The following is a 12,575-nucleotide window of genomic DNA, read 5'->3' as shown; positions in this document are numbered from 1 at the left end:
ATTATCAAACTTAACATGCTGACTCTCACATGACGACACCTAACATTAACTGGAAAAAATATGACTGAACTCGACATTGATGTTTCATCCTTGCTTGAAAACATATGTGAACAATTACAACGTCGGGTTATTTTTAACCAGTCTCCTAAAATGATCGGTATTCGCACTGGAGGTGAGTGGGTCGCCCAAAAATTGCATGAAAAATTAGCCTTAACAGATCCGTTAGGTGTCATCGACATCTCCTTTTACCGTGATGACTTCTCCAAAATCGGTTTAAATCCAACGACACAAGCCTCTGATATCCCTTGGGAAATTGATGATCAACATATTATTCTCGTTGATGATGTTCTCTTTACCGGTCGCACCACACGCGCCGCCTTAAATGAAATCTTTGATTATGGTCGTCCTGCAAGTGTCACTTTAGTCGCTTTATTGGATCGAAAAGGGTGTCGTGAGTTGCCTTTTCAGGCTGACGTCATCGGCATGTCTCTAGAGTGTCGCCAAACCATTAAAGTGACAGGCCCAGACCCATTGATAGTCAAGATTTTAGACCAGCAGGAGGACGTCACATGAGCAGACTTACTGGCCCGAATATCCAACTCAATGAATTAGGTCAACTGCATCACTTTTTGACCATTGAAGGTCTAAAACAACAGCACTTAATAGAGATATTGGATACGGCTGAATCCTTTATTAATCCAAATACCCAAGAGATCAAAAAAGTCCCTATTCTGCGTGGAAAAACCATTATGAATCTCTTTTTTGAGCCCAGTACTCGAACCCGCACGACCTTTGAAATCGCCGAAAAAAGGTTATCTGCCCAAGTAGAAAGTTTAGATATTGAAACCTCTGCTGCCAAAAAAGGAGAATCTCTGCTTGATACCCTATGGAACTTACAAGCTATGCAGACTGATATGTTTGTGATTCGCCATGCGCAAAGCGGTGCGGCACAGTTTTTTTCGCAACACGTTGCCCCGCATGTCCATGTATTGAATGCGGGCGATGGCCAACATGCCCACCCAACACAAGCGATGTTGGATATGTTTACGATTCGTAAACACAAAGGCAGTGTCTTTGATTTGAAAGTTGCAATTGTCGGAGATGTCTTACACAGCCGAGTAGTCCGTTCACAAATTCAAGCCTTAAGCATTTTAGAGGCGCGTGAAATTCGCGTGGTTGGCCCTAAAACTTTGATGCCCGAGAGTCCTGAAGCCATGGGCATCCATGTCTATCACGACATGGAGGAAGGCATAAAGGATGTCGATGTCATTATTATGGTACGCCTACAAAATGAACGTATGACCAGCGCTTTGATTCCCAGTGAAAAAGAGTTTTTTAAGCTTTACGGACTCACAAAAGAGCGTCTTGCTCTGGCCAAACCCGATGCCATTGTCATGCATCCAGGACCCATTAACCGGGGCGTTGAAATTTCCTCCGAGGTTGCGGATGGTCCACAATCGGTCATTCTTGAACAGGTTACCTACGGTATTGCCGTTCGCATGGCGGTCATGTCCATTATTATGAGTAACGCGGCTCAATTGAAACAGCATCGTGCTGAACAAGCTTCACTTGATTTGGACGAGCCACATACCCTCAACGCAATGGAGGAGGCAAACTCATGAAATTAGTCATTCTAAATGGACGCATTATTGATCCAAGTCAAAATCTTGACCAGGTCACCAATTTGTATCTCTCTCGTGGCCGTATTGTAGGTATGGGAGATCAAGCACCAGAAGGATTTACAGCTACTCAAGAGGTTGATGCTACCGGAAAATGGATTTTACCTGGACTGGTCGATTTGCAAGCTCGTTTAGGCGAACCCGGCAGTAACTTTGCAGGCAGTATCGCTTCTGAAACCAAAGCAGCGGCGGCTGGCGGCATTACCAGTATCTGCTGTCCACCTGATACCTCGCCGGTAAATGATTCACAAGCAGTCACCGAGTTACTTCAACGTCGTGCACGTCAAGCTTCCACGGCATTTGTGATGCCGATTGGTGCTTTAACGATTGATTTAAAAGGTGAACGCCTCAGTGGCATCTACTCTTTGAAACAGGCAGGCTGTGTAGCTTTGAGCCAGGCGAACACTCCGATCAGAAGTGCCCTAACATTAAAAAATGCTTTGGAATATACGTCGACTCAAGACATGGTCGTCATGCTACGTTGTGAAGACCAGCAACTTAAAAACGGCGGGGTTGCACACAGCGGCCCTGTTAGTTCACGCTTAGGACTGCCCGAAATTCCACCTTCAGCCGAAACCACTGCGTTGGCTCGTGATTTAATTCTAGTGGAAGAAGCTGGAGTTCGAGCCCACTTCTCGCAACTCTCTTGTGCACGTTCGGTTGAAATGATTGCAGACGCCAAAAAACGCGGCTTACCCATCACTTGCGATGTTGCTATCCACCAATTACACCTCTCTGAAATGGATGTTCTTGGGTTTAATAGTCTGTTTCATGTCTCTCCACCCTTACGCAGCATGCAAGACAAACAGGCCTTGTTAATGGGGTTAAAGTCGGGCGTCATTGACGCGGTCGTGAGTGACCATACGCCGCTGCAAAAAGATGAAAAACTTCTGCCCTTTGGTGAAAGCATGCCAGGCATTAGTGGATTAGAAACCTTGCTGCCACTATTAATGAAATTAGTCCAAGAGAATGACCTCGATCTCATGACAGCCATCCGCTGTGTCACGCAGAACCCTGCAAAGATTTTAGGGGTTCAAAGGGGGACATTGGACATTAACCAACCCGCTGACTTAAGTATTTTCAATCCTGAAGGGATTTGGACTTTAAAAGTGAATGAAATGCTCAGTGAAGGTCAGAATACACCCTTTCAAGGGTGGGAGTTTATCGGACAGGTAGAGCAAACTTTTTTTCAAGGCCGCTCAGTTTATCGCAAAAATCAAGTGTAAAATATCTGGATGCATCCTACTACTTTTTCTATTGCTGACTGGCAACAGGCAGAACAAACAGCAGGCTATTGGCTAATTAGCCTGACCTTAACCGATCCAGTTCTATTTGATGTCGGTACAGTCTTCTGGCTTGATTCCTATCCAGAACCGCTACGTCTATTTCATCAAGAGCTACAATCGAACAACGTTAAATTACAGCTGTTAAGTTCAGTGTCAATCATGAAGACCACCTCCCCAGGCCAGCTACATTGTCGACCACCGAAAACGTCCACCACCATACCTGTCTCTGGAAATCTCCTGATTCTAGGCAGTGGTTTAGAGATGGCGAACCTTTTCTATATTGCAAAAAAGAGGCAGGCTTCTCATGCATCGGCTCAGACTCTCGCGCTTTTACACAGTGAACAACGATTTCCCTTCCCCATCAAACCATCCCGTTTTATACTCCCTGAAATGCCTCTTGATGCCATTGGAGCCAGCCCATTACTTGAGGACTGGAAAATCGCTAATCGGTTGGCCAGTGAGTTAGGGCTTCCAGGATGCTTTGAAGGCAGTCTCGCGGAGTTACTTGGCCAGTGGATTCAATATCACCATCAGAGTGAAACCCAGACTGAAAAATGGCAGATCCTCGCTTGCTTACCGAAAGAGATGCAAAAAAAATGTCTGGAAGTTTGTCAATCAATAGATTGGTTAAACTTCACAGGCATAACCTATAACGCTTAACAAAAAAGCACTCTTCACTTTACCTTATGTGTGATCGAATCTCAGAAAACCAGATCGATATTAACCTTCTAACTCTGCAATAGATGCGGCATGTTTACGAGTGGCCTTAGCAAGCTTTTCAAGTTCTTTGGCTGTAACATCCAATACTTTTGTCGCCGTCGAGCCAATAGCCGCTTCTATCAACATCTGCAACTCTTCAAAATTTTCATTACCCAGGGCTTTTACTTGCTCGTCCGTTAAACTTTTTTTAAAACCTTCCACAACCCTATAAGCATGTTTATCAATTTTCATTGTTCTATCCTACTGATTTTGCATAATTTAATAAATAAAAGCCTAGTAAACACCCTGTACTTTCGTAGGATTATCCTCTAATCATACTGAAATACATCTTCACCTGAACTGACAATCAATGGATCTGATTGACCGATAATTTTTTCATCCTTGCCTGCATAAGGTACCTGATTCAAGATATAACGCATCGTTTCAAGGCGTGCCCGTTTTTTATCATTCGATTTTACAACTGTCCAAGGCGCATGCTTGGTATTGCTGTAGAAGAACATGTCTTCTTTTGCCTTCGTGTATTCATCCCAATGATCTAAGGAAGCCAAATCCATCGGGCTTAATTTCCACTGTTTTAAAGGATCATCTTTACGTGCATTAAATCGGCGTAACTGTTCTTTACGACCTACAGAGAACCAAAACTTCATCAGACGGATACCGTCGTTTGTCACCATTCGTTCAAATTCAGGTGCCTGGTGTATAAACTGAGTATATTCAGAGGGAGTACAAAACCCCATAACGCGTTCAACACCTGCCCGGTTGTACCAAGAGCGGTCAAATAATACGATTTCACCTAACGTCGGTAGTTTTTGTATATAACGTTGAAAATACCACTGCCCTCTTTCAGTTTCACTTGGTTTGTCTAAGGCAATATTACGCGCACCACGCGGGTTAAGATGTTCCATAATACGTTTTATCGTTCCGCCTTTTCCAGCCGCATCACGTCCTTCAAACACCATAACAATCCGTTCATCATTTTCTTTGACCCATCTCTGTAACTTTAAGAGTTCGATCTGTAATAAGCGTTTAGTGGCTTTGTATTCTTGACGCTTCATTTTCACATCATAAGGATAACTGCCTTCACTGGATTTTACTTTCTTCACACTCACTCCTTTTGGGAATTTTTTTCTATAATTTAATTATACGCCTATTTCCCCATTTTTATACGAGGCGAATCATCGTTATAGCAACCCTACAGCGCATTCGCTTCATGCATGAACTAGATCAGCCAAATTTACAGCTCTCGTTAATCAACTTTATTTTAAGGTTTTATTTGTCAATTTTTACTACAATAACGCTTTCGCTCAAAGATTGGAAAATCGATGTCAACTTCACTGATTGAACGCTTTCACAGCGTACAAGATAGGATCCGCCAAGCCTGTTTACATTCTAAACGCCTACCCGAATCCGTTCATTTATTAGCCGTAAGCAAAACGAAACCGATCGAAGATATTTTGACTTTAGCTGAGAATGGCCAAACCTGTTTTGGTGAAAATTATGTGCAAGAGTCTTTGCTTAAAATTGCACAAAGCCCTGAATTAGAATGGCATTTTATTGGCCCAATTCAGTCCAATAAAACCAAACCAATTGCAGAACATTTTGATTGGGTGCATAGTGTTGATCGTTTGAAAATAGCCCAACGTTTAAGCAGCCAGCGACCTGCCAATCTAGCGCCACTGAATATTTTATTAGAGGTAAACATTAGTGAAGAAGCCTCTAAAACGGGCTTCTCTCCGGATGAAACAATCGAGATTGCGAATGAAATCAGTCAGCTACCCAACCTGTGCTTAAGGGGCTTAATGGCGATCCCACAGAAAGCAGTGAACATTGAAGCTCAGCGTGTGCCATTTGCATTGATGCGTATGCTTTTGCAGACATTGCAAAAACAAAACCCGAATGCACCCTTAGATACGCTTTCAATGGGCATGTCAGGCGATCTTGAGGCCGCTATTATGGAGGGCGCCACCATGGTACGCATTGGTACAGATATTTTTGGTGCTCGAGACATTTCTAGCAACGCGTAGGCTTTGATTCATTTGCAAAATACGCATCGAATTTCGTGCATTTTAAGGTGTTTACCACACATGAATTAATCCAACGATCTTCTCTTTTCAGGTACTGATGGATCTAATTTAACAGAAGGGTTCATCACTAATTTTGTAAACGCTGTGTACTGTAAGATAACGTTAGACATATTAAATAGTCTTAACTTTAACGCCCAGACTTGTCCCTAAACGATTCCCACTGACATTGAGTAAACTGAAAAACTAAACTATTTGATTTTTTGCTAGTGCATTAGGCTCTTTTATCTAAAAACAATTAATTCAAGCATTCTTAGTCAATGAATTTCTTGTATTTAATGTCGTTGGACCCTCTCATAATGTCTTCAGTTGTAATTCTTTATTGAGGATTTAAAGCAGTAATACCCGCCTTGGTCATGCTCGATAACTTATAAACTTTATTCTAAATTCGCTTTCATACCTAACGCATATGAATTATTGAAATAACATCTGATTTATGACCACAAGCCATTAACCTGGATTTGCTGAATCCAGCTTAATCGATGAATCTTCACATGGCATTATCAGTGACAATAATGTCTGTCATTTAAGCATAAAGTATTCGTAAAATCACCTCACTCCTATCAGTAGAGTGACCACAACTGCAACACTTCTTTCTTGCAAGAGAATTAAGCGTCTTCTGTAAAAGTAGATTAGGTTCCCTAACATTTTTTGGTTACTTCTTATCGCGTTTTCATCGCTTTTTCCCGTATAATATCGGACATCTTTCTACAAATTAACTCGGTTAACATAAAACACTATGAATCAAACAATCTGTTTTATCGGCGCGGGCAACATGGCGCAAAGTTTAATTGGTGGGCTATTAGCCAGTGGCTATTCAAAAGCACACATCTTTGCGACCGATCCAACGTCTGTACAGCGTGATCAAATCACCCAAACTTTCGGCATTCACTGTTTCGCGGATAATAATGAAGCGATCGCGAAAGCCGATATCGTAGTACTGGCGGTTAAACCCCAAATTTTGCAGTCCGTCTGCAAGGATATTCGAGCAAGCATACAGGCTAAATCGTGTATGGTCATTTCAGTTGCTGCCGGCATTCGCTCTTTAGATATCAATCGCTGGTTAGGTGGTGAAGTGTCAATCGTACGAACGATGCCCAACACACCCGCTTTGATTCAAACGGGTGCAACAGGATTGTTTGCAAATCCATTTGTTTCTGCTAATCAAAAAAGCCAAGCTGAGCACATTCTACGCGCGGCAGGTATCACTATTTGGGTCGATGACGAACAACAGCTTGACATCGTTACAGCATTGTCAGGCAGTGGCCCGGCTTATTACTTTCTCTTTATGGAGGCCATGGAAGAAGCCGCCAAAAAAATGGGACTCGATGCTAAAACAGCACACCTACTTACCATGCAAACCGCTTTGGGAGCCGCAAAAATGGTCATGGAAAGCCAACAAGATTGTGCAACATTAAGACGAAATGTGACATCACCCAACGGGACGACGGAAAGTGCCATTAAGCGCTTTGAAGAATCAAATCTTCGTCAAACAGTAGAAGGCGCTATGCTTTGTGCTCAAAATAGAGCCAAAGAGTTGGCCGATGAATTAGGAGGGCAAGCATAATGGAGATGACTTCACCAATGGGCCAAGGTGGTCTTTTTTTACTACAATTCATCACGGGACTAGTCATTTTTGGCTTAATGCTGCGTTTTTTATTACGTGCTACTCATGCAGACTGGCGCCACCCAATTGTGACCTTTATCGCCAAGATAACCAATCCATTATGCGCACCTATCAATAAAATTTTGCCTTTAAAAGGTCGCTGGGATTGGTCGGCTATCGTTACAGCCGTGATTATCCAAGCTCTATTCATTTTACTCGTAGGCTTTTTAACGGAGAAAGATTTTGGTGCTGTTTTTATTCTGCTTGCCTCCATTACAGAGATTATGAACCAGCTACTGGATATGCTCTTTTGGTTAATTATTATTCAAATAGTTCTGAGTTGGGTGGCTCCTGGATACAATCCAAACACGGTTATTTTTGATCAGCTAACCAGTCCAATTTTGGAGCCTTTTAGAAGAATCATCCCCCCGATTGCAGGTATGGATTTATCTCCTATAGCCGCGATACTGACGATTAAACTGGTACAAATTATAGCGGTCGGCTCTATCACACAAATTGCACAAACATTGGCGGGATAAGTCTTAGTTATGACAATTGAACTTGGTGTGATTACGCCGCAAACCTTACATATTGAACAACCATTGACGCTTTCAAGTGGTTCGATTTTACCTCGATATGACCTTATCTACGAAACCTATGGTCAACTTAATGCCAGTGCCTCGAATGGCATCTTAATTTGCCATGCATTAAGTGGAGACCATCATGTTGCTGGTTTAGATGCAAACAACAAGCCCGGCTGGTGGAATGATTATATTGGCCCCGGGAAACCAATTGATACGGATCATTTCTTTGTTGTCTGTTCCAATAATTTAGGTGGCTGCCATGGCAGCACGGGACCAACTACTTTGAATCCAGAAACTGGTAAAGTCTATGGACCTGACTTCCCAATCGTCACTTGTCGCGACTGGGTTAATAGCCAAAATGAACTTCGAAAACACCTCGGAATCAATCAATGGGCAGCTTTGATTGGTGGTTCTATGGGAGGCATGCAGGTTTTACAGTGGGCAATTGACTACCCGGATAAACTCCAACATGCCATTGTCATTGCGGCCGCCCCGAAATTATCTGCACAAAATATAGCCTTCAATGAAGTGGCTCGTAGAGCGATTATGACGGATCCAGATTTTCATGAGGGCCGTTTTCTTGAGCATAAAACCGTACCAAAACAAGGATTGGCCCAAGCGAGAATGCTTGGCCATTTAACCTACTTATCAGACGACATGATGGGGGCCAAGTTTGGACGTGAACGTCGTAAGGATGAGTTGCAATACAACTATGAAGTGGAATTTCAGGTTGAAAGCTATCTTCGCTATCAAGGTGAGAAATTCGCAACCACACAAAACTTTGATGCCAATACCTATTTATTAATGACCAAAGCATTAGATTATTTTGATCCCGCTTCAGAATTTGATCATGACCTTTCCAAAACGCTTGCTCAAACAACCGCAAAGTTTTTAGTCATCGCTTTTACAACGGATTGGCGCTTTGCACCCGCACGTTCACATGAAATCGTTAAAGCTTTGCTCGATAATGATACAGACGTTAGTTATGCAGAAGTTGAGTCTGAACATGGTCATGATGCATTCTTGCTGCGCAATGAACATTATGAAGGGCTTTTTAGAGCTTATATGCAGCGAATCATTAGTGAGATTACACCATTAGACCCCCTTATCTTTCTAAATCAAAAGGTTGACAAATGAGTCAAATCACACCTGAATTTAAGCTCATTTCAGAATGGATAAAACCCAATAGTCGCGTTTTAGACTTGGGTTGCGGGGATGGACAATTATTGCAGCACTTAATCGATACCTATGGCGTGACCGGTTATGGAATGGAAATAGACTCGTTTAAAAATATTCAAGCGATTGAAAAAGGCTTGAATGTTATCCAAAGCGATTTAAACAGCCATGACCTATGTGACTATTTTGATAAAGATTCTTTTGACTATGTCATTATGACCCAAGCACTCCAAGTCGTAAGTCGGCCAGACGAATTATTGGAAGATATGTTGGCGATAGGGAAGCAAATCATCATTACCTTCCCCAATTTTGGACATTGGCGCAACCGTGCCCAACTTTTGTTTAAAGGTCATATGCCTAAAACAGATACTCTGCCTTATCACTGGTACGACACACCGAATATCCACATGTGTACTTTTAATGACTTTGAAGCCTTGTGCGAAGAAAAAGACATTGAAGTAGTGGCGCGAACCGTCGTGAACGCAGAGCATAGGAGAACGCTCGGCATGTCTATCGCCCCTAACTGGCTAGGAGAAGTGGCCTTATACAAGGTTCAGAGGAAAACGCCTTAGTTTTTCCACAAAGGTTGGCTTCATTGGGCGCAATAAAACGCTTTATTTTCATGACATTTGGGTATTTTCTTTGCGAACCTTCTCCAATACTCATCCTTTCCTAACGAACGATTCCTAAAACATCAAAAGACTGCTTAAGTATTCTATTGAGATATTTGCAACATAGCAGCCTCTTGATTCAATCTATATTTGCTGTAAAGATTGAAGTAACTTGCCAGGTTTGCTATCCTATACCTAAATAAAAACCATTATCATTTAGAACTAAAAGATGCCGAACTTAAAACACAACCTTCCCCTATCCCATTGCCATGCTGGGCAAATCAGTCAGATCACCGCTTTGCAAGGTGACTCAGAGATAAAAATGCGTCTGGTGCACCTTGGATTCCATACCAACAGTGTGGTGGAACTTATACTGATCAGAGGCCAAAACTTGGTCGTATGTGTTGACGGGAGTCGATTTGCAGTCGATAAACAAATCGCGAACTATATACAGGTTGAACCGCTATCATGAATGTCATTAAGCCCCGGATTAAACTCAAAAAACACGCCTATCAAATTGCACTGATTGGTAACCCAAACTGCGGAAAAACTACACTTTTTAACCGTTTGACAGGCTCTCAGCAGACGACTGGCAATTGGCCAGGTGTGACTGTTGAGCAAAAAACTGGAAATTTTGAACTTAATCAAAAAAGCTACCATCTAGTTGATTTACCAGGTGTTTATAGCCTTGAGAAATCGTCCCACTCTGGTTTAGATGAAAAAGTTGCTTGCGATTATTTGCAGAGCCAGTCTGCTGACTTGATCATTAATGTGGTTGATGCAACCAGCTTAGAACGCCAACTGTTTTTAACGGCTCAACTGTTGCATATGGGGTTGCCCGTTATTGTTGTGTTAAACCGCATGGACCTTCTTAATGAGCGTAACCTGAATATTGACCCCGATAAACTCGCACTCCAATTGGGTTGTCCTGTCGTCCCAATTTCAGCTTATTACAATAAAGGGATAGATCACCTTAAACAACAGTTGCCTGAACTGCTTAATAAACGTTCAGACTTGCATTTTGATCTACCAGAAGAGTTACACAATTCGGTTCATGCCGTGCGTAGCCACCAAGAAAATGTGGATTCGGAGTCTTGTTGGAAAACGTTACAAATGTTGATTCATCCCGAACAGACGCCATTGGAACTTCGGAGCTTTTGCGAGGCTGAGAAAAAACGTTTAGAATCCCATTATGAAGAAGATCTACTCCTCATTTCAGCGGACTTATACTTTCAGTTTGCGCATGATGCTGCTCATGCTAGCCAAACGCATACAGACCAATATACTCGAAATACCACTGATCAAATTGACCGTTGGATACTGCACCCCCTTTTAGGAATGCCGATTTTTTTAGGCATTATGTATTTGGTCTTTGCACTCTCAGTGACCGTCGGCAATGCATTTCTCGATTTTTTCGACTTAGGAGCTCAGGCTTTATTTGTGGATGGGCCTACCGCTCTTTTACAATCCATAAATGCCCCTAACTGGTTAATTGCATTCTTAGCTCAGGGAATTGGCGGTGGCATACAAGTCGTTGCAACCTTTATTCCTGTCATAGGTGCTTTATTCCTGTTACTTTCTATTATGGAAGAAACTGGTTATATGCAGCGTGCAGCCCTAATAATGGATGGCCTGATGCGTCGTTTAGGCCTCTCAGGACAAGCATTTATTCCGTTAGTCGTTGGCTTCGGTTGTAATATTCCTGCGGTATTAGCCACTCGCACTCTACCGGATCAACGTGATCGTATTATGACAATTATGATGACGCCTTTTATGTCGTGTAGTGCACGTTTAACCGTTTACGTCATGTTTGCGACCGCTTTCTTTACCGAGCATGCTGCACTGATTGTATTTTCGCTGTATTTAATCGGCATACTTGCAGCAACCTTAACGGCATTACTTTTAAAAAACACCTTACTTCCGGGTGAAGCTCCAGCGCTCCTGATGGAACTGCCGATTTACCATAAACCGGCGATTATCAATGTCGCCATCAATACCCGTAATAAGTTGAAAAGTTTTATTCTAGATGCTGGAAAAATCATTGTTTTAGTCGTTTTAGCGCTCAACTTTTTTAATAGCTTAGGCACTGATGGTACCTTTGGCCATGAAAACCAACCGACTTCTGTACTCAGCACTGTCGCCAAGATTGCCACACCCGTCGTCGCACCCTTAGGCATTACCGAAGAGAATTGGCCAGCAACCGTTGGCCTTATTACGGGTTTATTAGCCAAGGAAGTGGTTGTCGGCTCATTGGATGCTCTTTATCAAAAACAAAAAACACACCTTGATAGTGATGAAACCTACGATTTTATAGACGCTATGCAAACAGCACTTGCAACAATTCCGCAGAATATTTCAGGTATTGTGACGAATGTACTAGACCCATTAGGGTTAGGTTCTATTCAGAATGTCGAAGATAAATTGCTTATTGCGGAAGAGCAGGGGTTTACTCTTTCGACACTCGATAAAATGGCGACGTATTTTAATGGGGATATTGGTGCTTATGCATATTTACTGCTTATCCTACTTTACTTTCCGTGTGTTGCGACCTTTGGAGCGATTAAACAGGAACTAGGTTGGCGTTGGGCATTATACAGTGGAGGTTGGAGTATGTTTCTAGGGTACAGTGTTGCCGTAGGCTTCTACCAAATCGCAACCTTTAACGAACACCCAACGGGTTCGACAATATGGCTTGGCATAATCACATTCGCGATGCTCGTCCTTTACCTTAGTTTGCGGAAGGTCGGACGAAAATTTCAATTGAAATCAAATTCCAAAAATATGATTTAATGTAAATTAATACAAAATCACAACTTGACATCTACATTTGTC

General features: G+C 42.4%; 13 protein-coding genes. 11 read left to right on the top strand and 2 right to left on the bottom strand.

Going from position 1 to position 12,575, the window contains the following annotated elements:
• The first annotated feature begins 60 nt into the window (after positions 1-60).
• The 4 genes from pyrR to F612_RS13030 are packed head-to-tail and all read left to right on the top strand — an operon-like array spanning position 61 to position 3,625.
• Entirely contained in the window at positions 61-573 is a 513-nt protein-coding gene (gene pyrR / locus F612_RS0109745; RefSeq protein WP_019557582.1) for a bifunctional pyr operon transcriptional regulator/uracil phosphoribosyltransferase PyrR, read from the top strand.
• The gene (locus F612_RS0109740) at positions 570-1,622 is read left to right on the top strand and encodes an aspartate carbamoyltransferase catalytic subunit (RefSeq protein WP_019557581.1); all 1,053 of its coding nucleotides are present in this window, start codon (positions 570-572) and stop codon (positions 1,620-1,622) included. Before pyrR ends, F612_RS0109740 begins: the two co-directional genes overlap by 4 nt.
• Positions 1,619-2,905, top strand: a complete 1,287-nt coding sequence (locus tag F612_RS0109735; protein WP_019557580.1) for a dihydroorotase — start codon at positions 1,619-1,621, stop codon at positions 2,903-2,905. Before F612_RS0109740 ends, F612_RS0109735 begins: the two co-directional genes overlap by 4 nt.
• Positions 2,906-2,914: 9 nt before the next feature.
• Complete coding sequence (locus tag F612_RS13030; RefSeq protein ID WP_019557579.1) at positions 2,915-3,625, top strand: hypothetical protein; 711 nt, start codon at positions 2,915-2,917, stop codon at positions 3,623-3,625.
• Between the two features lie 60 nt (positions 3,626-3,685).
• Here F612_RS13030 and F612_RS0109725 read toward each other — a convergent pair whose 3' ends face one another.
• Both F612_RS0109725 and ppk2 read right to left on the bottom strand, forming a co-directional pair.
• Positions 3,686-3,916, bottom strand: coding sequence for a hypothetical protein (locus F612_RS0109725; RefSeq protein ID WP_019557578.1), 231 nt, complete (start codon positions 3,914-3,916; stop codon positions 3,686-3,688).
• A 77-nt stretch (positions 3,917-3,993) separates the two neighbouring features.
• The gene (gene ppk2 / locus F612_RS0109720) at positions 3,994-4,740 is read right to left on the bottom strand and encodes a polyphosphate kinase 2 (protein ID WP_211209498.1); all 747 of its coding nucleotides are present in this window, start codon (positions 4,738-4,740) and stop codon (positions 3,994-3,996) included.
• A gap of 267 nt (positions 4,741-5,007) precedes the next feature.
• On the opposite strand from ppk2, the gene F612_RS0109715 reads away from it, so the two are divergent.
• The 7 genes from F612_RS0109715 (at position 5,008) to feoB (ending at position 12,533) form a co-directional block, all read left to right on the top strand.
• Positions 5,008-5,709, top strand: coding sequence for a YggS family pyridoxal phosphate-dependent enzyme (locus F612_RS0109715; protein ID WP_019557576.1), 702 nt, complete (start codon positions 5,008-5,010; stop codon positions 5,707-5,709).
• A gap of 796 nt (positions 5,710-6,505) precedes the next feature.
• A complete protein-coding gene (proC, locus tag F612_RS0109710; RefSeq protein WP_026329720.1) occupies positions 6,506-7,333 on the top strand; it encodes a pyrroline-5-carboxylate reductase in 828 nt (275 codons plus the stop codon).
• Entirely contained in the window at positions 7,333-7,911 is a 579-nt protein-coding gene (locus F612_RS0109705) for a YggT family protein (RefSeq protein WP_019557574.1), read from the top strand. The genes proC and F612_RS0109705 overlap by 1 nt, the downstream gene beginning before the upstream one ends.
• Positions 7,912-7,920: 9 nt before the next feature.
• Positions 7,921-9,093 (top strand): homoserine O-succinyltransferase MetX, encoded by a 1,173-nt coding sequence (metX, locus tag F612_RS0109700; RefSeq protein WP_019557573.1) that lies wholly within the window; start codon positions 7,921-7,923, stop codon positions 9,091-9,093.
• A complete protein-coding gene (gene metW, locus F612_RS0109695) occupies positions 9,090-9,704 on the top strand; it encodes a methionine biosynthesis protein MetW (protein WP_019557572.1) in 615 nt (204 codons plus the stop codon). Before metX ends, metW begins: the two co-directional genes overlap by 4 nt.
• A 268-nt stretch (positions 9,705-9,972) precedes the next feature.
• A complete protein-coding gene (locus F612_RS12535) occupies positions 9,973-10,215 on the top strand; it encodes a FeoA family protein (protein ID WP_019557571.1) in 243 nt (80 codons plus the stop codon).
• Positions 10,212-12,533 carry a Fe(2+) transporter permease subunit FeoB gene (gene feoB / locus F612_RS0109685; protein ID WP_019557570.1) on the top strand — a complete coding sequence of 774 codons (2,322 nt, stop codon included), beginning with the start codon at positions 10,212-10,214 and terminating at the stop codon, positions 12,531-12,533. Before F612_RS12535 ends, feoB begins: the two co-directional genes overlap by 4 nt.
• Positions 12,534-12,575 lie beyond the last annotated feature (42 nt).

Source organism: Thiomicrorhabdus arctica DSM 13458, assembly GCF_000381085.1.
In the GTDB taxonomy this organism is placed as follows: domain Bacteria; phylum Pseudomonadota; class Gammaproteobacteria; order Thiomicrospirales; family Thiomicrospiraceae; genus Thiomicrorhabdus; species Thiomicrorhabdus arctica.
Note: the sequence above shows the minus strand (reverse complement) of the source record. Positions and strands in the feature narration are given on the sequence as shown.